The sequence below is a fragment of the Xylophilus sp. ASV27 genome (assembly GCF_016428875.1).
GTDB lineage: Bacteria > Pseudomonadota > Gammaproteobacteria > Burkholderiales > Burkholderiaceae_C > Xylophilus.
On record NZ_JAELTO010000008.1, the window covers coordinates 1 to 25305 of the forward strand.

Below are 25305 nucleotides of genomic sequence, written 5' to 3' on the forward strand. Positions count from 1 at the left end.
CCCCCCCCCCCCCCCCCCCCCCCCCCCCCCCCCCCCCCCCCCCCCCCCCCCCCCCCCCCCCCCCCCCCCCCCCCCCCCCCCCCCCCCCCCCCCCCCCCCCCCCCCCCCCCCCCCCCCCCCCAAACCCCCTTTTTTAGATGTGTATAAGAGACAGCCGCCAAGGCCGCGGCCCAGCCGGCCCCGCCGGCGCGCCGCGCCCGCAGCCGATGAAACTCTTTCCCTACGCCCACGCCACGCATCCCCAATGGCGCATGGCCGTCGGGCTGGTGCTGGCGCAACTGCGCGCGCGGATGGCGCTGCCCGACCACGCGGCGGCGCCCCCGCTGGGCATCGTCTACATCACCGACCACTACGTGGCCGAGGCCGAGGCCATCCTGGAGACCCTGGGCGCCGAGCTGCCCGAGGTGATCGACTGGGCCGGCACGGTGGGCATCGGCGTGTCGGCCAACAACGCCGAGTACTTCGACGAGCCGGCGCTGTGCGTGATGCTGTGCGACCTGCCGCCCGAGCACTACCGCGTGTTCTCGGGCGTGGCGCCGCTGGGCACGCTCGCCACCGGCAGCTTCCAGGCGCACACCGCGCTGCTGCATGCCGATCCGCAACTGCCCGACCTGCCCGAGCTGATCGCCGAGCTGGCCGAGCGCACCGCCACCGGCTACCTGTTCGGCGGCCTGGCCGCCAGCCGCCAGGGCAGCGTGCAGTTCGCCGTCGGCGGCAACGGCAACATCCGCGGCCATGGGGGCGCCAGCGGCGTGTTCCATGGCGGCCTGAGCGGCGTGGCATTCGGTGAGGGCATTGCGCTGGTATCGCGCGTGACCCAGGGCTGCCGCCCGGTCGGCGCCGTCCACCGGATCACCGGCGCGCAGGACAACGTCATCACCGGGCTCGACGGCGAGCCGGCGCTCGACGTGCTGCTGCGCGAGCTGGGCGTGTCGCTCGAGCGCTCGCAGCAGGCGCTGGCCGCCGTGCGCAACACCCTGGTCGGCCTGCAGTCGGCCGAAGACGGCGCGGCCAGCGATCTGGTCGGCCGCACCGGCCACTTCGGCGTCGATACGCGGGTGCGCCACATCATCGGACTCGACCCGGCGCGCCACGGCGTGGCGGTGGCCGAACGCGTGGCGCCCGGCATGCGCATGGCGTTCTGCCAGCGCAATGCCCAGGCGGCGCGCGCCGACCTGGTGCGCATCTGTGCCGAGATCCGCGAGGAGCTGGAGCCCGAGGAGATGCCGCTGGCCACCGCCGCAGCGCTCGCGGCGCCGCAAGCCGAGTCCGCCCCGCACCTGGCGCGGCGCATTGCCGGCGCCCTCTACGTCAGCTGCGCCGGCCGCGGCGGCCCGCACTTCGGCGGCCCGAACGCGGAGTTGCAGATCGTGCGGCATGCGCTGGGGGACGTGCCGCTGGTCGGCTTCTTCGCCGGCGGCGAGATCGCGCGGCACCACGTGTATGGATACACGGGGGTGCTGACGGTGTTCGCGCGCGGGTAGGTGTTCGCCTTCAGGCCGCTGCGGCGGCGATGCGCGGCAGTGCGCTCTGCATGCCGGTGAAGGCGAAGTCCACTTCCGGCGACAGCCCGCTCACGATGCGCGCGATCGACTTGCCCGAGCCGCAGGCGTGCGTCCAGCCCAGCGTGCCGTGCCCGGTGTTGAGGAACAGGTTGCCCAGTTTCGTGCGGCCGATCAGCGGCACGTTGCTCGGCGTGGCGGGCCGCAGGCCGGCCCAGAACTGGGCCTGCGACGTGTCGCCGGCGCCGGGGAACAACTGCTCCACGCGGCGCACGATGGCCTCGCAGCGCACCCGGTTGAGGTTGCGGTCGTAGCCGTTGAGTTCGGCCGTGCCGGCGATGCGCAGGCGGTCGCCCTCGGGCGTGGTCAGGCGCGAGAACACCAGCTTGAATTCGTCATCCGTGAGCGAGACCTGGTGCGCGCGCGCGGCGTCGAGCACCGGCATGGTGACCGAGTAGCCCTTGGCCGGGTAGATCGGCAGGCGGATGCCCAGCGGCGCGGCCAGCAGCGGGCTGAACGAGCCCATGGCCAGCACGAAGGCATCGCCTTGGATGCGTTGGAAGCGGCCTTCGGCATCGGTCACCTCGACGTGGTCGATGCGGCCGCCGGCCTCGCGCAGCGCGGTGATGGTGTGGCCCATGCGGAACTGCACGCCGGCCTCGGCGGCGCGCCGGGCGAGCGCGCGGGCGAACTGGTTGGCGTCGCCGGATTCATCCTCGGCGGTGAAGGTGGCGCCGGCCAGCTGCGGGCGGATGTGGGCCAGCGCGGGCTCCATGCTCACCGCCTCGTCGGCCGAGATCACGCGGCGGTCGCAGCCCAGCTCGCGCATCTGGCGCGCCGGCGCTTCGGCGCCGTCGAATTCCTTCTGGCTGGTATAGAAATGCAGGATGCCTTGCGTGCGCTGGGCATATTCCAGGCCGAGTTCGGCGCGCAGCTGCTGCAGGGTCTCGCGGCTGTAGGTGCCCAGGCTGACGATCTGCTCGATGTTGTGGCGCGTGCGCGCCGGCGTGCATTCGCGCAGGAACTGCAGACCCCAGAGCCACTGGCGCAGGTCGGCGCGGATGCGGAACAGCAGCGGCGCGTCTTCCCGCGCCAGCCATTGCAGCACCTTCAGCGGCGCGGAAGGGTTGGCCCAGGGCTCGGCGTGGCTGACCGAGATCTGGCCGCCGTTGGCGAAGCTGGTTTCGGCCGCCGGCGTGGGCTGGCGGTCGATGACCGTGACTTCGTGGCCGAGCTGCTGCAGGTAGTGGGCGGAGGTGATGCCGAGAAGGCCGGAGCCGAGGACGATGGCGCGCATGGCGAAATCCTTTCAGGGTTTCTGCAAGGGCTGTGCGCGCACGGTTGCGGGAGGAATTGAAGCAACCGGACGCACGCATCCCGTTGCCGCTCCCCCTGTCCTCGGTACCTGAGAGATTCACCCCGCAACGGTTGCGGGGCTTGCTCCTTCGGTGCGTGGCGGGCGGCCCCCATGGGACATGGGGCGCGCCGCGACGTCTCTCCAGACGGCATGTGACTGATGTTGCAGTACCAGACCGTTGTCGGGACGGCCCACCTGAGCGTTCATGGGAGTTTGCGCCTTCGGTGGAATGGCGTGGCCGCCATTCGCTCTCCTGCTGCCCGCGATTCTACGGTGCCGGCGGCGGCGCTGCCAAGCCGGCGCGGATCAGCCGCGTTCGTCCGGCCACCGCGTGCCGTTGCGCATCGCGGCCAGCGCCTGGGCCTTGACCTCGGCGCGGGTCAGCGTCGAGGGCGCGCTCTGCGGCGGCTGCACGGGATAGACGTCGTCGAATGGCAGTTCGCCGGCCGCGCGTGCACGCTGCAGTTCGGCCACCACCTGGGCACGGGTCAGGCCCGAAGCGGGCGCCTGGATCGCAGGCATGCCGTAGGCTTCGCCGGCTTCGAGTTCGCCTGCGGCTCGGGCGCGCTGGAGTTCCGCGACGACGCTGGCGCGGGTCACCGGCGCGGCGGCCACGGCCTCCTGGGCGAAGGCGGTCTGGCCGGCAGCCAGGGCGATCAGGGAAGCGGCGAGGAGGGTACGGGTGTTCATGGCAGTGTCTTTCAAGAAAGGTTCAACGGGCGGGCCGTATCGGGTGAGGCGGTCCGTTTTCGCCGAGGGCTCGAAAGCGATGCGGCGATGGATGCACTGTAGGAGTCGCCGCGCGTCGGATAAACAGCGTTGCGGGCCATGCATCGTTGCGGATTCCGTAACAAAGCCCGTACCCGGAAGGCCTTCCTGCACAATGTTTTGATCGTCAGGAGCCCGTGCATGCCCGATTCGCTTTCCGTGCCGGCCGACACGCCGGTGCATCCGAACCAGTTCGCACTGCTGCGCCAGCGCCGCTTCGCGCCCTTCTTCTGGACCCAGTTCGCGGGCGCGGCCAACGACAACCTGTTCAAGTTCGCCTTCACGGTGCTGGTCACCTACCAGCTCAGCGTGTCGTGGCTGCCGCCCTCCATGGCCGGGCTGGTGATCGGGGCGCTGTTCATCCTGCCCTTCCTGCTGTTCTCCGCCACCTCGGGGCAACTGAGCGACAAGTACGACAAGACCCGCATGATCCGGTTCGTCAAGGACCTGGAGATCGGCATCATGCTGCTGGCGGCTGCGGGTTTCCTGCTGGGCCAGGTGCCGGTGCTGCTGGCCTGCACCTTCCTGATGGGCCTGCATTCCACGCTGTTCGGGCCGGTGAAGTTCGCCTACCTGCCGCAGGTGCTGCATGCGCGCGAGCTGACCGGCGGCAACGGCGTGGTCGAGATGGGCACCTTCGTCGCCATCCTGCTCGGCAACGTGGCGGGCGGCCTGCTGGTGGCCGTGCCGCAGGTCGGGCCGGCCTGGGTGGCGGGCGCCTGCGTGGCGCTGGCGCTGGCCGGGCGCGCGGTGGCACAGGCCATCCCCCCGGTGCCGGCCACGGACCCGCAGCTCGTCATCAACTGGAATCCGCTGAGCGAGACCTGGCGCAACCTGCGGATCGCGCGGCGCAGCCCGGTGGTGTTCCGCTCGCTGCTGGGCATCAGCTGGATGTGGTTCTTCGGCGCGGTGTTCCTGAGCCAGTTCCCGAGCTTTGCCAAGGAGGTGCTGCACGGCGACGCGCACGTGGCCTCGCTGCTGCTGGTGCTGTTCTCGATCGGCATCGGCGTGGGCTCGCTGCTGTGCGAGGTGCTGAGCCGCCGCCACGTGGAGATCGGCCTGGTGCCGGTGGGCGCCATCGGCATGAGCGTGTTCGCCGTGGACCTGTACTTCGCCTCGCGCGCCCTGCCGCCTGCGGCGGAGATGGGCGTGGCGGATTTCATCGCCCGCCCCGCCCACTGGCGCGTGATGGCCGACCTGGCGCTGCTGAGCCTGTTCGCGGGGCTCTACAGCGTGCCGATGTACGCGCTGATCCAGTTGCGCAGCCAGCCCACGCACCGCGCGCGCATCATCGCCGCCAACAACATCCTCAATGCGCTGTTCATGATCGCCAGTGCGATCATCGCCGGCGGCCTGCTGGCGGCGGGCTTCAGCGTGCCGCAGATCTTCCTGTTCACCGGCCTGGCCAACGCCGTGGTCGCGGCCTACGTCTTCCTGCTGGTGCCCGAGTACCTGCTGCGCTTCATCGCCTGGGTGGCGACGCATTTCGTGTACCGCTTCCAGATCCGTGGCGAGGAGCAGATCCCGGCGCACGGCCCGGCCGTGCTGGTGTGCAACCACGTGAGCTTCGTCGACCCGGTGCTGCTGATGGCGGCCAGCCCGCGCCCGATCCAGTTCGTGATGGACCACCGCATCTTCGCCACGCCGGTGCTGGGGTGGTTGTTCCGGCTGGTCAAGGCGATCCCGATCGCGGCGCGCAAGGAGGACGCGGCCGTCTACGCCGCCGCCTTCGAGCGCGTCGCGCAGGCCCTGCGCGATGGCGAGCTGGTGGCGATCTTCCCGGAAGGCGGCATCACCGAGGACGGCGAACTGCAGCCCTTCAAGGGCGGCATCATGAAGCTCCTGGAGCAGGCCCGGGCCGACGGCCTGCAGGTGCCGGTGGTGCCGATGGCGCTCGGCAACCTGTGGGGCTCGTTCTTCAGCCGCATCGAGCTGCGCGGCGGACGGCGCGCCGCCATGGTCAAGCCGTTTCGCCGCGGCATTTTCAACCGCGTGGCGCTGGAGGTGGGCATGCCCGTGCCGCCCGACCGGGTTCAGCCCGCCGCGCTGCAGGCCGACGTGGCGCGGCTGCTGCGCCGGGCCGCGGCCTGATCACTCGATCGTCGCGCCCGATTCCTGCACGATGCTGCGCCACTTCTGGTAGTCGTTGCCCAGCAGCTGCGAGAACTGCTCGGGCGTCATCGCCTGCGGCTCCGCGCCCTGGCCGTGGATCGCGGACTGCACCTCCGGCATGGCCAGCAGGCGGTTCACCTCCGCGTTCATGGTGTTCACGATCTCCCTGGGCGTGCCGGCCGGCATGAACAGGCCATACCAGGTGCTCACGTCGAAATCCTTGAAGCCGGATTCGGCCACCGTGGGCACGTCGGGCAATGCCGTGCTGCGGCGCGCCGAGGTGACCGCCAGCGGGCGCAGCTTGCCGGCCTTGATCTGGCCCATGGCCGAAGGCACCGAGGACACCATCAGGTCCACGTTGCCCGCCAGCACGTCCATCATGGCCGGGTTGGAGCCCTTGTAGGGCACGTGGCGGATCCTGATGCCTGCGGTGTTCTTGAAGATCTCGCCCGCCAGGTGGATGGTCGTGCCGTTGCCGGGCGAGCCGTAGGTGATGGTGTCGGGCGCGGCGCGCGCGGCGTTCACCACGTCGGCCAGCGTCTTGAAGCGCGAATCGGCGGCCGTGACGATGATCACCGGCGTATACGCCACGTGGGCCACGGCCACCAGGCTCCTGGTCGGGTCGTAGCTCAGGTTCTTGTAGAGCCAGGGCGCGACGACCATGTTGTCCTTCTGGCCCATCACCATGTCGTAGCCGGTGGGCGCGGCCTTGGCGGCCTCGGCGATGCCGATGGTGCCGCCCGCGCCGCCGCGGTTGTCCGGGATCACCGTCCACTTGCTGACCTCGGTGAGCTTGTTGGCGACCAGGCGCGACAGGATGTCGGTGCCGCCGCCGGGCGGGAACGGCACGATCAGCCGGATCGGCTTGCTGGGGTAGGTCTGGGCCTGCGCGGCCACGGTGAAGGCGAGGGCTGCGAGCGCCAGCATCTTGCGGATCATGGGAGAGTCTCCTGGGCGGGTTTTTCGGCTGTCGCGGGCCGACGGGCGGCCTGCGAGCCGGGCAGTGTGCCGCAAAACCGCCGGCGGGCGCCATGCCATTGCAAGACGGGGCACGGCTGCCGTGGGGCCTTGGGTATCGTTCGCCGTACATTTGGATGAAAAAGGCCTGTAGCCCTTGTATATCCTGGACTTATAGCTATCAAAAACGTAGTAAACGAAAAGAGGTGCACATGGGCAAGGCATTGCGGCTTTCCGAGAAGTGGTTCAACCGGGGCCTGTGGCTGGTGGCACTGGTGTTTGCCAGCTTCCTGATCGGGCTGGGCGGCACGCTGGTGGGCGACCTGCCGCGGGTGGAGCAGCGGCACACGCTGGAGGACTTCATGGACCCGGCCGCCACCGCCAGGCAGCGCGCGGCACAGGACGCCGCGCAGCTGGCGCAGCGCCAGGCCCAGGACGCGCTGGAGCAGGCACGGCTGCGGCAGAAGGTGGCGCAGTCTGATTCGCAGGCCGCGCGCGAGACCTTCGACAACTGGCTGGCCACGCGCAGCGTCACCCAGCGCTCCGAGCAGGACGCCGAGCTGCTGGCCCGCACCCGCGCGCTCGACGGCCTGCGGGTGCAGTAGCGTCTGGCCGAGCAGCAGGTGCAGGCCCAGCAGCAGAAGGCGCTCGACGCGCGCCAGGCCGAGGCCCGCGCGCGGGAAGGGCTGGCCGCTCTGCAGGAGGCGGCGCAGAAGCGGCTCGATGCCGAACTGCGGCGCGTGGAACTGCGCGTGTTCCTGTACCGGCTGTTGCTCACGCTGCCGCTGCTGGTGGCGGCCGGCTGGCTGTTCGCCAGGAAGCGCGGCAGCACCTGGTGGCCCTTCGTCTGGGGCTTCATCTTCTTCGCGCTGTTCGCCTTCTTCGTCGAACTGGTGCCCTACCTGCCGAGCTACGGCGGCTACGTGCGCTACCTGGTCGGCATCGTCGTCACGGTGCTGGTCGGGCGCCAGGCCGTGGTCGCGCTGCAGCGCTACCGCGAGCGCCAGTTGCTGGCCGAGCAGCAGCCCGATACGGTGCGCCGCGAAGAGCTGAGCTACGACACCGCACTGGGCCGCCTGGCCAAGGGCGTGTGCCCGGGCTGCGAGCGCACGGTGGACCTGAAGGCGCCCGACATCGACTTCTGCCCGCACTGCGGCATCTGCCTGCACGAGCACTGCGGCCGCTGCCAGGTGCGCAAGAGCGCCTTCTCCAAGTTCTGCCACGCCTGCGGCGCCCCGGGGCGGCTGCTGCCGGCCGCGCCGGGCGCGTCCGCCGCCACGACCGGCCCGCGCGGGCCGGCCGGGTAGCCCTGCCGTTCTCGGGCCGGGGCAAAGCGCGCTAGGATCGACCTGCGCCGCGCGCTCAAGACCGGCCGGAATGCTGCGGGGTGTGCCTGCGGCCATTCAAGGCAGGGCGCATTCCGTCCCCTCCCAAGCTCCAAGGACCCGACATGACCACCCCCAGCTATACCGACACCCGCCTCCTGATCGACGGTGTCTGGTGCGATGCCGCCAGCGGCAGGACGATCGACGTCGTCAACCCCGCCACCGGCAAGACCATCGGCAAGGTTGCCCACGCCGGCATCGCGGACCTGGACCGCGCGCTGGCCTCGGCGCAGCGCGGCTTCGAGGCCTGGCGCCGCATTCCGGCCAACGAGCGCGCCACGACCATGCGCAAGGCCGCCGCGCTGGTGCGCGAGCGCGCCGCCGACATCGGGCGCCTGCTGACCCAGGAGCAGGGCAAGCCCTTCGCGGAGGCGCGCGGCGAGGTGCTGGCCGCGGCCGACATCATCGAGTGGTTCGCCGACGAAGGCCGCCGCGTCTACGGCCGCATCGTGCCCTCGCGCAACCTGTCGGCGCAGCAAATGGTGCTCAAGGAGCCGCTGGGCCCGGTGGCGGCCTTCACGCCGTGGAACTTCCCGGTCAACCAGATCGTGCGCAAGCTCGGCGCGTCGCTGGCCAGCGGCTGCTCGTTCCTGGTCAAGGCGCCGGAAGAAACGCCGGCCTCGCCGGCCGCGCTGCTGCAGGCCTTCGTCGATGCGGGCGTGCCGGCCGGCACCGTGGGCCTGGTGTTCGGCGATCCGGCCGAGATCTCGGGCTACCTGATCCCGCATCCGATCATCCGCAAGGTCACCTTCACCGGCTCCACGCCGGTGGGCAAGCAACTGGCCTCGCTGGCCGGCCTGCACATGAAGCGCGCCACCATGGAGCTGGGCGGCCATGCGCCGGTGATCGTCGCGGCCGATGCCGACGTGGCGCTGGCGGTGAAGGCCTCGGGCGGCGCCAAGTTCCGCAACGCGGGCCAGGTCTGCATCTCGCCCACGCGCTTCCTGGTGCACAACAGCATCCGCAAGGAATTCGCCGAGGCGCTGGTCAAGCATGCCGAGGGCCTCAAGCTCGGCGACGGCCTGGCCGAGGGCACGACCCTGGGCCCGCTGGCCAATGCGCGCCGCATCACCGCCATGGCCAAGGTGCTGGACGACGCCCGCGCCAAGGGCGCCAAGGTGGCCACCGGCGGCGAGCGCGTGGGCACCGAAGGCAACTTCTTCGCGCCCACCGTGCTGACCGACGTATCGCTCGACGCCGACGTGTTCAACAACGAGCCGTTCGGCCCGGTGGCGGCGATCCGCGGCTTCGACACGCTGGAGGAGGCCATCGCCGAATCCAACCGCCTGCCCTACGGCCTGGCCGGCTATGCGTTCACGCAGTCGATCAAGAACGCGCACCTGCTGTCGCAGCAGATGGAGGTGGGCATGCTCTGGATCAACCAGCCCGCCGCGCCCACGCCCGAGATGCCCTTCGGCGGCGTGAAGGATTCGGGCTACGGCTCCGAAGGCGGCCCGGAGGCCATGGAGGCCTACCTGATCACCAAGGCCGTGTCGATCATGGCGGTGTAGCCGGCGGGTGCGCCGCTTGCGCGCACTTGCAGGTCGAAAGTGCCTCAAGCCCAGGTATTTCCTGGGCTTTTTGCTATATATTTAGTAGCACTCCCGCGCCGTATCCTGCGAGGCCCGCGGGCTGCGCAGCATGTGCGGCAGCGCCAAGGTATGGCGCGGCCTTGGCAGGCTCTTCCGCCCAGGCCATGAGGCCGCTGCCGGACCTGCCCGCCGGTCAGACGCCGCGTGCCCGGTCGGCCTTGAACTGCGCCCGGAACCCGGAGAAGCGCCCGGCGTCCAGCGCCGCGCGGATCTCGCGCATCAGGTTCAGGTAGTAGTGCAGGTTGTGCACCGTCGTCAGCATGGGGCCGAGCATCTCGCCGCAGCGGTCGAGGTGATGCAGGTAGGCGCGGCTGAAGCCTTCGCGGCCGCCGTCCTGCCACGATACGCCGGAGCTGCCGGCGCAGGCGTGGCAGGTGCAGGTGGCGTCCAGCGGCTGCGGATCGTTCTTGTGGCGCGCGTTGCGCAGCTTCAGGTCGCCATGGCGCGTGAAGATGGTGCCGTTGCGCGCGTTGCGCGTGGGCATCACGCAATCGAACATGTCCACGCCGTCGGCCACGCCCTGCACCAGGTCTTCCGGCGTGCCCACGCCCATCAGGTAGCGCGGCTTGTGCGCCGGCAGCCGGTGCGGCGTGTGCGCCATGATGCGCAGCATCTCGTCCTTGGGCTCGCCCACGCTCACGCCGCCCACCGCATAGCCCGGAAAGTCCATCTCGACCAGCGCCGCCAGCGACTCTTCGCGCAGGTTCTCGAACATGCCGCCCTGCACGATGCCGAACAGGGCGTTGGGGTTCTCTAGCCGCGCAAACTCGGTCTTGCAGCGCCGGGCCCAGCGCAGGCTCAGCTCCATCGAGCTGCGCGCCTCGCGCTCGGTGGTGACGTGGCCGTTCGTGTCGTAGGGCGTGCATTCGTCGAACTGCATGACGATGTCGCTGTTGAGCACGGTCTGGATCTGCATCGAGACCTCGGGCGTGAGAAACAGCTTGTCGCCGTTGACCGGCGAGGCGAACTTCACGCCTTCCTCGCTGATCTTGCGCATGGCCCCCAGCGACCAGACCTGGAAGCCGCCCGAGTCGGTGAGGATGGGTTTGTCCCATTTCTCGAAGCCGTGCAGGCCGCCAAAGCGCTGCATCACGTCCAGCCCGGGCCGCATCCACAGGTGGAAGGTGTTGCCCAGGATGATCTGCGCGCCCATCTCCTGCAGGCTGCGCGGCATCACGCCCTTGACCGTGCCATAGGTGCCCACGGGCATGAAGATCGGCGTCTGCACCACGCCGTGGTTGAGCGTGAGCGTGCCGCGCCGGGCGTGGCTGGCGGGGTCGTTGGCGAGCAGGTCGAAGCGCAACATGGGCGGCTCAGGCAGGCTTGTGGGCGATGACGCGGAAGCCGCGGATCGGCGCGCCGCGCTCCATGCGCAGGTCGACGAATTCGATGGCCACGTCGTCGAACCCGCTCTTCCTGCACAGCGCCTGGATCGCGCTGACCTTGTGCGCATAGCGCATGGAGTCGCGCAGCACCAGGTCCCGGCCGCTTTCGTCGGCTTGCTCGCAGGTGAAGATCAGGTTGCCGTCCGGGCGCAGCACGCGGAACGCGTCCGGAATGGCGCTGCCGAGGTCGCCGACGTAGATGAAGACGTCGCAGGCGGTGATGACGTGGTAGAGCGCGTCCGGCGTCTCGCGCAGCGCATCGAGCAGGTTGACCGCGTGGAAGCGGTCGTACACGTTGTGGCGCGCGGCCTGTTCCAGCATCTTGGTCGACAAGTCCACGCCGATCAGGAAGCCGTTGATGCGGCCCAGGAACACGCCCAGCAGGCCGGTGCCGCAGCCCAGGTCGAGGATGTTGAGTTCGAGCGTGGGGTAGCGGCCGCGGATCCATTCCGCCACCTTGCGCGGCGTGTCGTACTTCAGCCCGCGCACCAGGTGCAGGTCGAAGGCCGGCGCGTAGCTGTCGAACAGGCCCTTGACCATCTCCGGCGGTTGCGTCTCGGGCACGGCGCCGGCGATCTTCTGCCGCCAGAAACGGAAACTCTCGTTGTCCGGAGCCAGTTCCACCAGCCGGTCGGCGTCCTGCTGCGCACCCGCCGCGTCGCCTGACTGGTACCGGATCGTCATGCGCTCTGCCAGCAGCTCGACATTCCCGGGGGCGTTCGCCAGAAGCTTCTCCAGAATCTGCTTCGCTTCCTCGATCTGCCCCACCTGGCCCAGGTTGCGCGCGAGCAGGCGCCCCAGGGTCAGGTCGTCCGGCGCCAGGGCATGGGCCTTGCGCAGCCAGGGCAGGGCCGTCGCCGGACTGCGGGCGTGCGTTGCGATGTCGATCGCGCGGCTGAGAATGCCCAGATCCTCCGGCGCGAGGTCGATCGCCTTCTGCGCCTCGGCGAGGGATTCTTCCAGCGCGTTCTGCCGCGCCAGGCAGGCCGCCAGTTCGATCACGGCCACGGGCCAGCCCGGCGCGCACTCCACCGCGCGGCGCGCGGCCTGCAGCGCCGCCTTGGGGTTGCCCGCGGCCTCGCCCAGGCGCATGCCCAGGATGTAGACCGCCGGATGCTGCGGCGCCGCGCGGCCCAGCGTGTTGAGCTGTTCCGCGGCAGGCCGCAGGTCCTTCTTGGCGATCAGTTGCTCGACTGCCTGCAGCTGGCGGTTGAATTCATCCAGTGTCGACGGGAGTGTGCTCATGTGGTGTCAGGAAAGCGTGTGCCCGGGGCGCACGACGGCGTTGGCACGGGGGAATGAAGAGGTGAAGGACGCGGCGCGAAACCCGCCATTATCCCGCCACCACACCCGCCGGCGGCGCGCGCTCCAGCAGCATCGCATCCCCATAGCTGAAGAAGCGGTAGCCCTGGGCGATCGCATGCCGGTACAGCGCCATCACGTGCTCGTAGCCGGCGAAGGCGCTCACCAGCATCATCAGCGTGGAGCGCGGCAGGTGGAAGTTGGTGAGCAGCACGTCGACCACGCGGAACTGGAAGCCCGGCGTGATGAAGATGTCGGTATCGCCCGCGGCCTGGCCGCTGCGGGCCCAGGATTCGAGCGTGCGCACGGTGGTCGTGCCCACGGCCACCACGCGGCCGCCGCGGGCGCGCGCGCCGGCGATGGCCTGTTGTGTGGCGGCCGGTACCTCGTAGCGCTCGTGGTGCATGGTGTGCTCGGCGATGCGCTCGACCTTCACCGGCTGGAAGGTGCCGGCGCCCACGTGCAGGGTGAGGCTGGCGCGCTGCACGCCGCGTGCGTCCAGCGCGGCCAGCACGGCGTCGTCGAAGTGCAGCGCGGCGGTGGGCGCGGCCACGGCGCCGGGGGCGCGGGCGAAGACGGTCTGGTAGCGCCGCGCGTCCTCGGCCGAGTCGGCATGCGTGATGTAGGGCGGCAGCGGCACGTGGCCGTGGCGTTCCATCAGGTCGTAAGGGGTTTCGCCCGCAGCGCCCTCGAAGCGGAACAGGAACAGCGGCCCTTCCTCGCGTGGCCAGCGGCCGAGCAAGGTGGCGCCAAAGCCGCCGGCCATGGCGAGCCTGGTGCCGGGCTGCGGCTTCTTGCTGACCTTCATGTGGCAGACCACCTGGTCGCCCTGGAGCACGCGCTCGACCAGCAGCTCGACCTTGCCGCCGCTCGGCTTCTCGCCGAACAGCCGCGCCTTGACCACCTTGGTGTCGTTGAAGACCAGCAGGTCGCCCGGCCGCAGCAGGCCGGGCAGGTCACGGAAGACGCGGTCGGCGGGCGCCATGCCGGTGCCGTCGAGCAGGCGCGAGGCGCTGCGCTGCGCGGCGGGATGCTGGGCGATCAGCGCCTCGGGCAGGGCGAAGTCGAAATCGGCGACGCTGAAGTCGCGTGCGGGGGGGGAGAGGTCGGTCATGGCGCTTGAGGACGGGACGCGTCCGTACCAAGGAAGGGGAGGGCAGAATTCTCCCATGTCCGCGCTGCCTTCGCCCGCCCCCGCTCCCGCCGCCGCGCCACGGCCTGCGCCGGCGAAGAAGGCGGCCGCCAGCCCGGCGCGGCAGGCGCTGCTCAAGCTCGGCCTGCGCCGCGACATCGACCTGGCGCTGCACGTGCCGCTGCGCTACGAGGACGAAACCCGCATCCAGCGCATTGCCGATACCCGCCATGGCGAGACGGCGCAGGTGGTGGGCACGGTGGTGCACAGCGAAGTCGTGCTCCAGCCCAGGCGCCAGTTGAAGGTGCTGATCGACGACGGCAGCGACACGCTGGAGCTGCGCTTCTTCACCTTCTACCCCTCGCATCGCAAGGCCCTGGCCGAGGGCGCGCAGGTGCGGGTGCGCGGCGAGGTGCGCGGCGGCTTCGCCGGCCGGCAGATGCTGCACCCGGCCTTCAAGCCGGCGGATGCGCCGCTGCCCGCCGGCCTGACGCCGGTCTACCCGGCGAGCGCGCAACTGCCGCAGGCCTATCTGCGCAAGGCGGTGCAGACCGGGCTGTCGCGCGCCGACCTGTCGGAGACGCTGCCGCCCGGCGCGCCGCCGTATCCCGGCGGCCCCGGGATTTATGGCAAAAAAGGCCCGCAGCCCAGGTGGAGCCTGGGCGACGCGCTACGGTTTTTGCACTACCCCGCGCCCGATACCGCGCTGGCCACGCTGGAGGACCGCAGCCACCCGGCATGGCAGCGGCTCAAGGCCGAGGAACTGCTGGCCCAGCAGCTCTCGCAGCTCGAAGCCAAGCGCGCGCGCGACGGCCTGCGCGCGCCGCTGCTGCAGGCCGCGTCCGATGCCGATGCGCTGCCGGCGCAACTGCTGGCCGCGCTGCCGTTCGACCTGACCGCCGCGCAGCGCCGCGTGGTCGAGGAGATCGCGCAGGACCTGGCGCGCCCCGCGCCCGGCGGCGGCGCCGTGCCCATGCACCGCCTGCTGCAAGGCGACGTCGGCGCCGGCAAGACCGTGGTCGCGGCGCTGGCGGCCTGCATCTGCATCGAGGCCGGCCACCAGTGCGCGCTGATGGCGCCGACCGAGATCCTGGCCGAGCAGCATTTCCAGAAGCTGGTCGGCTGGCTCGCGCCGCTGCTCGCCGCGCGCGGCCTGCAGGTGGCCTGGCTCACCGGCAGCCAGAAGAAGAAGGAGCGTAGCGCCGCGCTGGAGCGGGTGGCCAGCGGCGAGGCCGCGCTGGTCGTCGGCACGCACGCCGTGATCCAGGGGTCGGTGCTGTTCCGCCACCTCGCGCTGGCCATCATCGACGAGCAGCACCGCTTCGGCGTCGCGCAGCGCCTGGCCCTGCGCGGCAAGCTGCAGGGCGGCATCGCCGCCGGGCCGCCCCAAGGCGATGCAGCCCCCTCGGGGGGCAGCGACCCGCGCAGCGGCGGAGCGTGGGGGCATAGCCTCGCCGCCGAGCCGCACCTGCTGATGATGACCGCCACCCCCATTCCGCGCACGCTGGCCATGAGCTACTACGCCGACCTGGACGTCTCCACCATCGACGAACTGCCGCCCGGGCGCACCCCCATCGTCACCCGGGTGGTGGCCGACAGCCGGCGCGACGAGGTGGTGGCGCGCATCGGCGCGCAACTGGCGCAGGGCCGGCAGGTCTACTGGGTGTGTCCGCTGATCGAGGAGAGCGAGGCGGTGGACCTCACCAACGCCACCCAGACCCACCAAGACCTGCAGGCCGCGCTGCCGGGCGTGGCCGTGGGCCTGCTGCATTCGCGCATGCCGCCGGCCGAGAAGAAGGCGGTGATGGCCGAATTCAGCGCCGGCCGCATGGGCGTGCTGGTCAGCACCACGGTGATCGAAGTCGGCGTGGACGTGCCCAACGCCTCGCTCATGGTCATCGAGCATGCCGAGCGCTTCGGCCTGTCGCAACTACATCAGTTGCGCGGGCGCGTGGGCCGCGGCGCGGCGGCCTCGGCCTGCGTGCTGCTCTACGCCCCGCACGAGGGCGGCCGCGTCAGCGAGGCCGCGCGCGAGCGCCTGCGCGCCATGGCCGAGACCCACGACGGCTTCGAGATCGCCCGGCGCGACCTGGAGATCCGCGGGCCCGGCGAATTCCTCGGCGCGCGCCAGTCCGGCGCCGCGCTGCTGCGCTTCGCCGACCTGCAGGCCGACGCCGACCTGCTGCAGTGGGCGCGCGAACTGGCGCCGCGCATGCTCGATCTGGACCCCGACCTGGCCCGCCGCCACGTCGAGCGCTGGCTCGGCGGCCGGGCGGAATTCCTGAAAGCCTGAGCGTCGGGTCAGACGCAAAAGGCCGTGGAGCAGGCCATGCGCGGACATCTGTCCCCTGCAAGGGGGTTGGCGAACACGCGCAGCGCGCGGCCGGGGGTGTTTCACTTGCGCTGCGGGACAATGGCTCCATGACCCTGACAGAACTCAAGTACATCGTCGCCGTCGCCCGCGAGAAGCACTTCGGCAAGGCGGCCGAGGCCTGCTACGTCTCGCAGCCCACGCTGTCCGTGGCGATCAAGAAGCTCGAGGAGGAACTGGAGGTCAAGCTGTTCGAGCGCAGCGCCAACGAGGTGGCCGTCACCCCGCTCGGCGAGGAGATCGTGCGGCAGGCGCAGAGCGTGCTCGAACAGGCCGCCGGCATCAAGGAAATCGCCAAGCGCGGGAAAGACCCGCTGGCCGGCGCGCTGACCCTGGGCGTGATCTACACCATCGGCCCCTACCTGCTGCCCGACCTGGTGCGCCAGGCCATCCACCGCACGCCGCAGATGCCGCTCATGCTGCAGGAGAACTTCACCGTCAAGCTGCTGGAAATGCTTCGCACCGGCGAGATCGACTGCGCCATCATGGCCGAGCCCTTCCCCGACACCGGCCTGGCCATGGCCGCGCTCTACGATGAGCCCTTCCTGGCCGCCGTGCCCAGCACCCACCCGCTGGCCGCGCGCAAGGAAATCACGGCCGAGGAGATCAAGAGCGAGACCATGCTGCTGCTGGGCACCGGCCACTGCTTCCGCGACCACGTGCTGGAGGTGTGCCCCGAGTTCGCGCGCTTCTCCAGCAACGCCGAAGGCATCCGCAAGAGCTTCGAGGGCTCCTCGCTGGAAACCATCAAGCACATGGTGGCCGCCGGCATGGGCGTGACCCTGGTGCCGCGCCTGTCGGTGCCCCGGGGCGCACTCGGACCCAAGGGCCGCCGCCGCAAGGCCGACGACGAGCCGCACGTGCACTACATCCCCTTCGCCGGCACCCCGCCCATGCGCCGCGTTGTGCTGGCCTGGCGCCGCAGCTTCACCCGCTACGAGGCGATCGCGGCGTTGCGCAATTCGATCTATGCCTGCGAGCTGCCGGGCGTGGTGCGGCTGTCGTAGCGACGCTCGCGCCTGCGCGATGGCCGCCCACTTCGAAGATCGTGGGCTAATCTTACTGTGTCATAAAAGATGCTTTGCGCTTGCCCTTCCGCAGCATGGGCACTGCCCGAGACGAGCGATCAGTTGGTAGCCCAGTCGATGACGCAGTGTCGTGATCGAAGTCGCCACGTGGCGTTGCGCGCGCAGGACTGCCTCGGGGGACGTAATCCTCGGGAACGGCAGGCACCTGGCGTTCGATGAAGTTTTTTTACCACCGACAGACTTGTCGGCGACGAGGCGCTCGGCCATGAGGAACCCGTAGGCCGCGATGCTCAACGCGGCGTGATGATGGAACCCGGTGTCGTCGATGATCCACCAGCCGCCCTGACTGAAGTCCATCTTGGGCATCACCCACTGGCACACGCGACGCAGCATCTGCGTGTCGGACCACTCGGCTTTGGCGACGAAGTGGTGCAGTGCTTGGTGCCGGGCGCTGGCGTGTGTCGGGTCCACTCGCGTGGCCATGGGCTCCACGCTCTTGCGCGACAGAGGAAGCATCAGGCCCGTGCAGTAACCGCGAAGGCCCGCGTGCCGGTCCACGTGACCCAGGCCTTCGCTCAGGTGCTCCAGATAGCTATCGAAGCGCTCGGCTGCATTCATCGATCCTCCAAATCGAGGTCCGGAAGATCAAATTATCACATTTATGACACAGTAAGATTAATTGGCTTGGGCATGTTTCTCCGTTCCAGGGCCAGTCAGGGCGTACATCGCGCAGCATCCCAACAGTCCTGCAAGCAGCAGATACATGCTTTCCAGCGGTAGGTTGGCGGTCTGCTGCGCCAGCCAAGGTCCGAGGCTGGCGCCTATGAAGAGAACGAAGGTGTAGAGCGCCACCGCCAACCCGCGTGTCGAGGCATTGCTCACACTGGCTACTTGGGCAATCAGGCTGGGCACACTGATGCCGATACCGGCAACGAAGAGAAAGCTGGCGCTCAGCAAGGCCATCACGTGTTCGCCGCCCGCAAAGCCGCTCAGTGCAAGACCGAGGGCGGCGCAAATCAGAGCAGACCTTGCTGCGCTATGTGGCCCCGTACCACCACCAGTTGCCGCAGTCAGCGCTCAAGAGCAAGACGCCATTGCAGGCAATGAAGGAATGGCATCAGACGCACCCGCACCTGTTCCACAAGCAGCCTATGATCGTCCGGGATGTGACATGTCAATAGCGCTTGGGAGGTACATCAATGAAATCAATCGTCTTGCAGTATCTTGTCGTTTTCGGGACCGTTTCTGCGCTTTTGGGCTGCGCATCTGGCAATAGCAAGCCGGAAGCTGCAAAGGTCGACAGCGATCCGGCAGCCTCCGCACGCATAAGGTTGTTTGGCAACAACGGAACGGGCGTTGTGTTCTACCGCAACCAGTCTTGCGTTCCCCAGAACAGGCAGGGGGGTGAACGGGTGTCTGGCGGTATGGGGCAGTCTTTCAAGGCCCTTGTGCAGGTGGACCAGACCGAGAGCATTGGCATGCCACCCAGCCAGCGCTCCACGCGGCGTCGCGATGGCATCCTGGCCAGGGAGTTCTCCAAGGAATACCACGTGAAGGCCGGCGAGCCGATCACCGTGACCATGGGGTTCACTGGTACGCCGCAGATGGTCACCATGAATGGCGTCACGCGGTCGGGACGGTCAGAGTCTTGCTCTGTTCCTGGTGGCACCTTTGTGCCAGAGGCGGGGAAGGACTATGACGTCTATCTGGACATCCGGCGCAGTGAGGGTATCTGTCTGGCAACGGTCGAGGCCATTGATGCTGCGGGCGGGTCGGTGCCAGCGCAGGTGCGGCCGGCTACGGTGTGCATGTAGATAGATCATTGCCGGCACCTGCCGGCCCCAATCTCCGCGATAGATTCACTCTGTTGCGCCGCGTCATCCCGCAAGGTTACAGTGCTTGGCACATTTTCTTGTATCAAACCAGCGGAGCTGACATGGCCAAGACCGATTCCAAGAGCGACAAGAGCAACAAGCACGACAAGCACAAATCCCCGATCACCGAAGCTCCGGCCGCTGCGGCCGGCAAGGTGCCGTCCAAGGGCGCGGCGCTGGTGGCGCCGTCCTCGGGCAGCAAGGGCGCGCCGGTGATCAACATCGGCATCGACGAGCGGGACCGCGCGGCCATCGCCGAAGGCCTGTCGCGCGTGCTGGCCGATACCTACACGCTCTACCTCACGACCCACAACTTCCACTGGAACGTGACCGGGCCGCACTTCAACTCGCTGCACGCCATGTTCATGGCCCAGTACACCGAATTGTGGAATTCGACCGACGTGATCGCCGAGCGCATCCGTGCGCTGGGCCATTACGCGCCGGGCTCGTATGCGGAGTTCAGCAAGATCGCCACCGTGGCCGATGTGCCGCAGACACCGCCCAAGGCGATGGAGATGGTGCGCATCCTGGTCAAGGGCCATGAGACGGTGTCGCGCATCGCGCGCGAATTCATCCCGGTCGCCGAGGAGGCCGGCGACGACCCGACCGCCGACATGCTGACCGCGCGCTGCACGGTGCACGACCAGACCGCCTGGATGCTGCGCTCGCTGCTGGAAGAGTGAGCTGCGCCGGCCGGCGCCGTGGAGCGGGTACGTTAAGAAGACCGAAAGGCGGCTGCGGGCACAATCCTGGCCTGTCTTTCCACCCTCGACCCCCGGGCGCATGCCCGCCTCCCCATGACCGCACTCGTGCCGCAGCGCGGCCGCCTCGGCCTCTACCTCGACCTGATTCGCTGGGACCGGCCCGCCGGCTGGCTGCTGCTGCTGTGGCCCACGCTGTCGGCGCTGTGGGTGGCCAAGGGCGGTTTCCCGGGCTGGCACCTGCTGAGCGTGTTCGTGGGCGGCACCTTCCTGATGCGCAGCGCCGGCTGCTGCGTCAACGACGTGGCCGACCAGGAGTTCGACCGCCACGTCAAGCGCACGGCGCTGCGCCCGGTGACCAGCGGAGCGGTGTCGGTGCGCGAAGCGCTGCTGCTGGCCGCGGTGCTGGCGCTGGCGGCCTTCGGGCTGGTGCTGACCACCAATGCGGCGACGGTGGTGTGGTCTTTCGCCGCGCTGGCGATCACGCTGATCTACCCCTATGCCAAGCGCCACGTGGCCATGCCGCAGGCGGTGCTGGGCGTGGCTTTCAGCGCCGGCATACCGATGGCCTTCACGGCGGTCCAGGGCAGCGAATCATGGCTGTTCACCGCCATTCCCGGCGACGACGGCCTGTGGCTGGCCGCGATAGAGGGCGGCGTGCCGGCGGTGGCCTGGTGGCTGGTGCTCGGCAACCTGTTCTGGGTGCTGGCCTATGACACCGAGTATGCGATGGTCGACCGGGACGACGACCTGAGGATCGGCATCCGCACCTCGGCCATCACCCTGGGCCGCTTCGATGTGCCGGCCATCGTGCTGTTCTACCTGCTGTTCCTGGGAATCTGGGCCGTGGCGCTGCACCGCTACGCGCTCGGCACGGTGTTTCATGCGGCCCTGGGGCTTGCGCTGGCGCAGGTGGTCTGGCACTGGCGCCTGATACGCAGCCGCACGCGCGAGGGCTGTTTCCGCGCCTTCCGCGTGAACCACTGGCTGGGGCTGACCGTGTTTGCCGGCATTGCCGCGGGCTTTGCACTTCAGAAGGGCTAAGGCAACGCTGAACAAGCCCCTCGCGTGCCGCGCTTCCCTGCCGTGGGCGGTCTGCGGCCTTGCAAATCCTCGCCATGGCGACGGCCATGGCTGCGGTGTGCGCCTTGCATCCCGTCCCACACCAGGGCGCGCGCCACCACGGGGATTTATTCAGCGTTGCCCTAACCCCTGCCGAACTCGTCGCCCAGTTCCGCCGCGCGGGCGCGCGCGGCCTCCATGGCGCCGACGAAGGCGGCTTTCACCCCCGCGGTTTCCAGCGCCGCCAGCGCCGCATGGGTGGTGCCGCCCTTGGAGGTGACGCGCTCGCGCAGCACGGCGGGCGGTTCGTCCGACTGGGCCGCCAGCGTGGCGGCGCCGGCGAAGGTGGCGGTGGCCAACTGCTGCGCCTGGGCCGCCGACAGGCCCATGCCGGTGCCGGCCTGGACCATGGCCTCGATGAAATAGAAGACGTAGGCCGGGCCCGAGCCCGACAGGGCGGTGACCGCGTCGAGCTGCGCCTCCGCCTCCAGCCACAGGGCCTGGCCGGTGGGGGCGATCACCGCGTCCACCAGCGCGCGGTCGGCGGCGCTGACGGCGCCGCGCGCGAACAGGCCGGTCATGCCCCGGCCGACCAGCGCCGGCGTGTTGGGCATGGCGCGCACGATGCGCTGGCTGCCGAGCCAGCCGGCGATGCTGTCGCTGCGGATGCCGGCGGCCACGCTCAGGTGCAGCGCCTGCGCGGCAAACGGCGCCACTGCCTGCGCTGCCTCACGCAAGACCTGCGGCTTGACCGCCCAGACCAGCAGGGCGCATTCGCCCAGGGCCGCGTCGGCCGTTGCCTGCGCCGCCACGCCGTGCTGCGCGAGCAGTTGCGCGCGGGTGGCCTCGAAGGGTTCGAGCACGCGGATGCGCGCGGCCGGCAGGCCCTGGCGCCGCAGCCCGCCGATCAGCGCGCTGGCCATGTTGCCGCCGCCGATGAAGGCGATGGACTGGTGCTGGAGGGCGGTGCTGGGGGCGGCGGCAGTCGTCATGGTGCGGAGGGCCTTTGGCAATGAAGGGGGCAGGGCGCGCATTGTCGCGCGGCTGCGTGCCGGCTTGGGCCGCCGTTCGTGGGAATATGAACGAAAAGTGCTTGTAGCCCAGGTGTTTCCTGGGCTTATAGCTATCATTTTTGTATCATGCCAAGGTGGCCTGGCGGACCGCGTGCTCCCAGTGCTGCATGCGCTCCTGCGCCAGGGCCGGCGCCAGGGCGGGCTCGAAGCGCTTCTCGGCGCGCCACAGCTCGGACAGCTCGGCGGTGCTGCCGAACACGCCGCACGACAGCCCGGCCAGGTAGGCCGCGCCCAGCGCCGTGGTTTCCACCACGGCCGGCCGCACCACGGGCACGCCCAGCAGGTCGGCCTGGAACTGCATCAGCAGGTCGTTGACGCAGGCGCCGCCGTCCACGCGCAGCTCGCGCACCGCGGGCACGCCGGCGGCGGCGGCGTCGCGCGCCATGGCCTGCAGCAGCGCGGCGCTCTGGAAGGCGATGCTCTCCAGCGCGGCGCGGGCGATGTGGGCCACGGTGCTGCCGCGCGTCAGGCCGGTGATGGTGCCGCGCGCATCGGGCTGCCAGTAGGGCGCGCCCAGGCCGGTGAAGGCCGGCACCAGCATCACGCCGCCGGCGTCGGGCACGCTCTCGGCCAGGGCCTGGACCTCGGCGCTGCCCTTGATCGCCTTGAGGCCGTCGCGCAGCCACTGCACCACGGCGCCGCCGACGAACACGCTGCCTTCGAGCGCGAATTCGGGCTGCGCCGTGGGCTGCGCGGCGCTGGTGGTGACCAGGCCGTTCTGCGAGGTCTGGAACACGGTGCCGGTGTGCATCAGCATGAAGCAGCCGGTGCCGTAGGTGTTCTTGGCCATGCCGGGCGTGAAGCAGGCCTGGCCGAAGGTGGCGGCCTGCTGGTCGCCCGCCACGCCGCCGATGGGGACGGCGCGGCCCAGCAGGTCGGCCCGCAGGTCGCCAAACTGCGCGCTGGAGGGCAGCACCTCGGGCATCAGCGCGCGCGGGATGTCCAGCGCGGTCAGCAGCTCGTCGTCCCAGGCGTTGCGGTGCACGTCGAACAGCATGGTGCGCGAGGCGTTGCTCACGTCGGTCACGTGCCGCGCGCCGCCGGTGAGCTGCCAGATCAGCCAGCTGTCGACGGTGCCGAAGGCCAGCTCGCCGCGCGCGGCCTGTTCGCGCGCGCCGGGCACCTGGTCGAGCAGCCACTTGAGCTTGGTGCCGGAGAAGTAGGCGTCTATGCGCAGGCCGGTGCGGGCCTGGATCTTCGGCTCCCAGCCGGCCTGGCGCAGGCGCGCGCATTCGGGCTCGGCGCGGCGGTCCTGCCAGACGATGGCGCGGTGGATCGGCTGGCCGCTGCGGCGGTTCCAGACCACGGTGGTCTCGCGCTGGTTGGTGATGCCGATGGAGCGGATGGCGTCGGCGCCGATGCCGGCCCGCTGCAGCGCCTCGCGCGCGGTGTCGAGCTGGGTCTGCCAGATCTGCGCCGGCTCGTGCTCGACCCAGCCGGGCTGCGGATAGTGCTGCGGCAGCTCGCGCTGGGCCTGGGCGACGATGCGGCCATGCTCGTCGAACACGATGCTGCGCGAACTGGAGGTGCCCTGGTCCAGGGCAAGCAGGTAGGTCATGGTGGGAAGGAGTGTGCCCAAAAGGGCCGCGCGCGGCGGCGGGAGTTGCCCGGTGGCGAGGATCAGGCCCGCGCCGTATCCCAGCGCACCTGGGCGTCGGCCAGCAGCGCAGGAAACGGATCTGGCGGCACCACGTCGGTGAACAGCCGGTCGATCTGCGACAGAGTCGCCAGCTCGACCATGGCCGGGCGATTGAACTTGCTGCCGTCGGCGGCCAGCCAGACCTCGCGCGCCTGGCGGATGATGGTTTGCGCCACCTTCACCTCGCGGTAGTCGAAGTCGCGCAGCGTGCCGTCGGACTCGATGCCGGAGATGCCGATCAGCGCGATGTCCACGCGGAACTGGCGGATGAAGTCCACCGCCGCCTCGCCGATGATGCCCAGGTCGCGCGCGCGCACTGCGCCGCCGGCCACGATCACCTCGCAGCCCGGGTTGGCGCTGAGGATGGTGGCCACGTTCAGGTTGTTGGTGATCACCCGCAGCCCGCGGTGCTGCAGCAGCGCCTTGGCGATCGCCTCGGTGGTGGTGCCGATGTTGAGGATCAGCGAACAGTCGTTGGGCACCTGCGCCGCCACCGCGCGCGCGATGCGCGCCTTGCCCTCGGCGTTCAGCGCCTCGCGCTGGCGGTGGGCGATGTTCTCGATGGTCGAGCCCGGCATGCGCACGCCGCCGTGGAAGCGCGCCAGCAGTTGCGCCTCGGCCAGGCGCTGCACGTCGCGCCGCACCGTCTGCAGGGTGACGCCGAGCATTTCGGCCAGTTGCTCCACCGTCATGGAGCCGCGTGCGCGCACGGCGTCCAGCAGGCGGATCTGGCGCGGATTGGTGTTCACGTGGGGAGTGGCCATGGTGCTGTCGGACAAGGTGCTTGACTCTAAATCGAACCAAAGCGAGCGAATTAAGGGAAAACTCTAGGTCTAAACGAAAATAAACGAACAAGAATCGCAACACTTCATCACAAGCAGCCCCGGGCTGCGAGGAACGCGGCCAGATGGGCATGGGCGAACACACAGTGCTTGGTGGAAAAAGAAAGCGCACGCATGGCAAATGCCGTGCGGTGGCGGGGGGGCAGGCCGTGCAACTGAGCCTGGAGGGCGTGGGCAAGACCGTCGGCGCCGAAACCTGGCTGCGCGGCATCACGCTGGCGCCGGTGCCGGGCGCCGTCACGGTGCTGCTGGGCGCCACCCAGGCCGGCAAGACCAGCCTGATGCGCATCATGGCCGGGCTTGATGCGCCCAGCAGCGGCCGTGTGCGGGTCGATGGCCAGGACGTCACCGGCATGCCGGTGCGCGAGCGCAACGTGGCCATGGTCTACCAGCAGTTCATCAACTACCCGACGCTGACGGTGGCCGACAACATCGCCTCGCCGCTCAGGCTGCGCGGCGACAAGGACATCGACGCGCGCGTGCGCGCCCTGGCCGACAAGCTGCACATCGGCATGTTCCTGGACCGCCTGCCCTCGGCCCTGTCGGGTGGCCAGCAGCAGCGCGTGGCGCTGGCGCGCGCGCTGGCCAAGGGCGCGCCGCTGATGCTGCTGGACGAGCCGCTGGTCAACCTCGACTACAAGCTGCGCGAGGAACTGCGCGAAGAACTCTCGCAACTGTTCGCAGCGGGCGACTCCACCGTCATCTACGCCACCACCGAGCCGGCCGAGGCGCTGCTGCTGGGCGGCCATACGGTGGTGATGGACGCTGGCGAGGTGCTGCAGTACGGCCCCACGCCCGAGGTGTTCCACCTGCCCGATTCGCTGCGCGTGGCGCGCGCCTTCAGCGATCCGCCCATGAACCTGATCGATGCCCGGGTCACCGCGGCCGGCGTGCAGGGCCCGGGCGGCCTGCTGCTGCCGCGCGCCGAGCCGCTGGCGGCGGACCGGGTCACCATCGGCCTGCGCGCCGGCGCCCTGCGGCTGACGGCGTGCCCGGGCGACGTGGCGCTCGCGGGCAAGGTCGAGCTGGCGGAAATCTCCGGCTCCGACACCTTCGTGCACGTGGCCACGCCGGCCGGCGAGCTGGTGGCGCAGTTCACCGGCGTGCACCATTTCGCGCTGGGCGAGACGATCACGCTGCAGCTCGACCCGGCGCAGGTCTACCTGTTCGATTCCGATTCCGGTCGCCGGCTGGCAGCTCCGCGCCGCGCCATGGAGCACTGA

20 protein-coding genes, 2 pseudogenes and 2 riboswitches are annotated in these 25305 nt (G+C 69.9%); of the genes and pseudogenes, 11 read left to right on the forward strand and 11 right to left on the reverse strand.

Annotated features, from left to right (window positions below; all coding sequences use genetic code 11):
- Positions 1-206 precede the first annotated feature (206 nt).
- A complete protein-coding gene (locus JHD63_RS03105; RefSeq protein ID WP_198969197.1) occupies positions 207-1484 on the forward strand; it encodes an FIST signal transduction protein in 1278 nt (425 codons plus the stop codon).
- A gap of 10 nt (positions 1485-1494) precedes the next feature.
- Here JHD63_RS03105 and JHD63_RS03110 read toward each other — a convergent pair whose 3' ends face one another.
- Together JHD63_RS03110 and JHD63_RS03115 are read right to left on the reverse strand one after the other, a co-directional pair.
- The gene (locus JHD63_RS03110) at positions 1495-2799 is read right to left on the reverse strand and encodes a D-amino acid dehydrogenase (RefSeq protein ID WP_198969198.1); all 1305 of its coding nucleotides are present in this window, start codon (positions 2797-2799) and stop codon (positions 1495-1497) included.
- A gap of 85 nt (positions 2800-2884) precedes the next feature.
- A riboswitch (glycine riboswitch) is annotated at positions 2885-3014 on the reverse strand.
- A 6-nt stretch (positions 3015-3020) separates the two neighbouring features.
- Positions 3021-3125: riboswitch (glycine riboswitch) on the reverse strand.
- 40 nt (positions 3126-3165) lie between these two features.
- Positions 3166-3549 carry a DUF4148 domain-containing protein gene (locus tag JHD63_RS03115; RefSeq protein ID WP_198969199.1) on the reverse strand — a complete coding sequence of 128 codons (384 nt, stop codon included), beginning with the start codon at positions 3547-3549 and terminating at the stop codon, positions 3166-3168.
- A 219-nt stretch (positions 3550-3768) separates the two neighbouring features.
- Here JHD63_RS03115 and JHD63_RS03120 point away from each other — a divergent pair, with 219 nt between their 5' ends.
- A complete protein-coding gene (locus JHD63_RS03120; protein ID WP_198969200.1) occupies positions 3769-5718 on the forward strand; it encodes an MFS transporter in 1950 nt (649 codons plus the stop codon).
- Here the strand turns inward: JHD63_RS03120 and JHD63_RS03125 are convergent, their stop codons facing one another.
- On the reverse strand, positions 5719-6678 hold the full coding sequence (locus JHD63_RS03125; RefSeq protein WP_198969201.1) for a Bug family tripartite tricarboxylate transporter substrate binding protein: 960 nt from the start codon (positions 6676-6678) through the stop codon (positions 5719-5721).
- A 230-nt stretch (positions 6679-6908) separates the two neighbouring features.
- Between JHD63_RS03125 and JHD63_RS03130 the strand changes: the two are divergent.
- Positions 6909-8003: pseudogene (locus JHD63_RS03130) on the forward strand (serine endopeptidase).
- Positions 8004-8146: 143 nt separating this feature from the next.
- Positions 8147-9592: an NAD-dependent succinate-semialdehyde dehydrogenase gene (locus JHD63_RS03135; protein ID WP_198969202.1), complete on the forward strand. Its 1446-nt coding sequence runs from the start codon at positions 8147-8149 to the stop codon at positions 9590-9592.
- Positions 9593-9806: 214 nt separating this feature from the next.
- Here JHD63_RS03135 and tgt read toward each other — a convergent pair whose 3' ends face one another.
- The 3 genes from tgt to queA form a co-directional block, all read right to left on the reverse strand.
- Complete coding sequence (tgt, locus tag JHD63_RS03140) at positions 9807-10979, reverse strand: tRNA guanosine(34) transglycosylase Tgt (protein ID WP_198969203.1); 1173 nt, start codon at positions 10977-10979, stop codon at positions 9807-9809.
- Between the two features lie 7 nt (positions 10980-10986).
- Positions 10987-12303: a methyltransferase domain-containing protein gene (locus JHD63_RS03145; RefSeq protein WP_198969204.1), complete on the reverse strand. Its 1317-nt coding sequence runs from the start codon at positions 12301-12303 to the stop codon at positions 10987-10989.
- Positions 12304-12391: 88 nt separating this feature from the next.
- The gene (gene queA, locus JHD63_RS03150; protein WP_198969205.1) at positions 12392-13474 is read right to left on the reverse strand and encodes a tRNA preQ1(34) S-adenosylmethionine ribosyltransferase-isomerase QueA; all 1083 of its coding nucleotides are present in this window, start codon (positions 13472-13474) and stop codon (positions 12392-12394) included.
- A gap of 55 nt (positions 13475-13529) precedes the next feature.
- Here queA and recG point away from each other — a divergent pair, with 55 nt between their 5' ends.
- Entirely contained in the window at positions 13530-15785 is a 2256-nt protein-coding gene (recG, locus tag JHD63_RS03155) for an ATP-dependent DNA helicase RecG (RefSeq protein ID WP_198969206.1), read from the forward strand.
- A 128-nt stretch (positions 15786-15913) separates the two neighbouring features.
- Positions 15914-16870, forward strand: coding sequence for a hydrogen peroxide-inducible genes activator (locus JHD63_RS03160; protein ID WP_198969207.1), 957 nt, complete (start codon positions 15914-15916; stop codon positions 16868-16870).
- Positions 16871-16930: 60 nt separating this feature from the next.
- Here the strand turns inward: JHD63_RS03160 and JHD63_RS25260 are convergent, their stop codons facing one another.
- Both JHD63_RS25260 and JHD63_RS03170 read right to left on the reverse strand, forming a co-directional pair.
- Positions 16931-17509 carry a transposase gene (locus JHD63_RS25260; RefSeq protein ID WP_445327096.1) on the reverse strand — a complete coding sequence of 193 codons (579 nt, stop codon included), beginning with the start codon at positions 17507-17509 and terminating at the stop codon, positions 16931-16933.
- Positions 17510-17566: 57 nt separating this feature from the next.
- Positions 17567-17854: a hypothetical protein gene (locus JHD63_RS03170; protein WP_198969208.1), complete on the reverse strand. Its 288-nt coding sequence runs from the start codon at positions 17852-17854 to the stop codon at positions 17567-17569.
- Positions 17855-17898: 44 nt separating this feature from the next.
- Here JHD63_RS03170 and JHD63_RS03175 point away from each other — a divergent pair.
- From JHD63_RS03175 to JHD63_RS03190, 4 genes and pseudogenes are all read left to right on the forward strand, one after another.
- Positions 17899-18062 (forward strand): annotated as a pseudogene (locus JHD63_RS03175) (IS481 family transposase); the annotation flags it as partial.
- A 28-nt stretch (positions 18063-18090) separates the two neighbouring features.
- Positions 18091-18705, forward strand: coding sequence for a hypothetical protein (locus JHD63_RS03180; RefSeq protein WP_198969209.1), 615 nt, complete (start codon positions 18091-18093; stop codon positions 18703-18705).
- A gap of 122 nt (positions 18706-18827) precedes the next feature.
- The gene (locus JHD63_RS03185; protein WP_198969210.1) at positions 18828-19448 is read left to right on the forward strand and encodes a Dps family protein; all 621 of its coding nucleotides are present in this window, start codon (positions 18828-18830) and stop codon (positions 19446-19448) included.
- A 114-nt stretch (positions 19449-19562) separates the two neighbouring features.
- Positions 19563-20510 (forward strand): 4-hydroxybenzoate octaprenyltransferase, encoded by a 948-nt coding sequence (locus JHD63_RS03190; RefSeq protein WP_198969211.1) that lies wholly within the window; start codon positions 19563-19565, stop codon positions 20508-20510.
- Positions 20511-20671: 161 nt separating this feature from the next.
- On the opposite strand, the gene proC is transcribed toward JHD63_RS03190, so the two are convergent.
- From proC to JHD63_RS03205, 3 genes are all read right to left on the reverse strand, one after another.
- Positions 20672-21520 carry a pyrroline-5-carboxylate reductase gene (gene proC, locus JHD63_RS03195; protein WP_198969212.1) on the reverse strand — a complete coding sequence of 283 codons (849 nt, stop codon included), beginning with the start codon at positions 21518-21520 and terminating at the stop codon, positions 20672-20674.
- A 145-nt stretch (positions 21521-21665) separates the two neighbouring features.
- A complete protein-coding gene (gene glpK, locus JHD63_RS03200; protein ID WP_198969213.1) occupies positions 21666-23159 on the reverse strand; it encodes a glycerol kinase GlpK in 1494 nt (497 codons plus the stop codon).
- 62 nt (positions 23160-23221) lie between these two features.
- Positions 23222-23989, reverse strand: a complete 768-nt coding sequence (locus JHD63_RS03205) for a DeoR/GlpR family DNA-binding transcription regulator (protein WP_198969259.1) — start codon at positions 23987-23989, stop codon at positions 23222-23224.
- A 242-nt stretch (positions 23990-24231) separates the two neighbouring features.
- Here JHD63_RS03205 and JHD63_RS03210 point away from each other — a divergent pair, with 242 nt between their 5' ends.
- Positions 24232-25305, forward strand: coding sequence for an ABC transporter ATP-binding protein (locus JHD63_RS03210; RefSeq protein ID WP_198969260.1), 1074 nt, complete (start codon positions 24232-24234; stop codon positions 25303-25305).

Excerpts from the sequence above, each read along its gene's own strand:
- JHD63_RS03105 (WP_198969197.1), top strand. The coding sequence starts at position 207 with ATGAAACTCTTTCCCTACGCCCACGCCACGCATCCCCAATGGCGCATG.
- JHD63_RS03110 (WP_198969198.1), bottom strand. The coding sequence starts at position 2,799 with ATGCGCGCCATCGTCCTCGGCTCCGGCCTTCTCGGCATCACCTCCGCC.
- JHD63_RS03115 (WP_198969199.1), bottom strand. The coding sequence starts at position 3,549 with ATGAACACCCGTACCCTCCTCGCCGCTTCCCTGATCGCCCTGGCTGCC.
- JHD63_RS03120 (WP_198969200.1), top strand. The coding sequence starts at position 3,769 with ATGCCCGATTCGCTTTCCGTGCCGGCCGACACGCCGGTGCATCCGAAC.
- JHD63_RS03125 (WP_198969201.1), bottom strand. The coding sequence starts at position 6,678 with ATGATCCGCAAGATGCTGGCGCTCGCAGCCCTCGCCTTCACCGTGGCC.
- JHD63_RS03135 (WP_198969202.1), top strand. The coding sequence starts at position 8,147 with ATGACCACCCCCAGCTATACCGACACCCGCCTCCTGATCGACGGTGTC.
- tgt (WP_198969203.1), bottom strand. The coding sequence starts at position 10,979 with ATGTTGCGCTTCGACCTGCTCGCCAACGACCCCGCCAGCCACGCCCGG.
- JHD63_RS03145 (WP_198969204.1), bottom strand. The coding sequence starts at position 12,303 with ATGAGCACACTCCCGTCGACACTGGATGAATTCAACCGCCAGCTGCAG.
- queA (WP_198969205.1), bottom strand. The coding sequence starts at position 13,474 with ATGACCGACCTCTCCCCCCCCGCACGCGACTTCAGCGTCGCCGATTTC.
- recG (WP_198969206.1), top strand. The coding sequence starts at position 13,530 with ATGTCCGCGCTGCCTTCGCCCGCCCCCGCTCCCGCCGCCGCGCCACGG.
- JHD63_RS03160 (WP_198969207.1), top strand. The coding sequence starts at position 15,914 with ATGACCCTGACAGAACTCAAGTACATCGTCGCCGTCGCCCGCGAGAAG.
- JHD63_RS25260 (WP_445327096.1), bottom strand. The coding sequence starts at position 17,509 with ATGAATGCAGCCGAGCGCTTCGATAGCTATCTGGAGCACCTGAGCGAA.
- JHD63_RS03170 (WP_198969208.1), bottom strand. The coding sequence starts at position 17,854 with ATGGCCTTGCTGAGCGCCAGCTTTCTCTTCGTTGCCGGTATCGGCATC.
- JHD63_RS03180 (WP_198969209.1), top strand. The coding sequence starts at position 18,091 with ATGAAATCAATCGTCTTGCAGTATCTTGTCGTTTTCGGGACCGTTTCT.
- JHD63_RS03185 (WP_198969210.1), top strand. The coding sequence starts at position 18,828 with ATGGCCAAGACCGATTCCAAGAGCGACAAGAGCAACAAGCACGACAAG.
- JHD63_RS03190 (WP_198969211.1), top strand. The coding sequence starts at position 19,563 with ATGACCGCACTCGTGCCGCAGCGCGGCCGCCTCGGCCTCTACCTCGAC.
- proC (WP_198969212.1), bottom strand. The coding sequence starts at position 21,520 with ATGACGACTGCCGCCGCCCCCAGCACCGCCCTCCAGCACCAGTCCATC.
- glpK (WP_198969213.1), bottom strand. The coding sequence starts at position 23,159 with ATGACCTACCTGCTTGCCCTGGACCAGGGCACCTCCAGTTCGCGCAGC.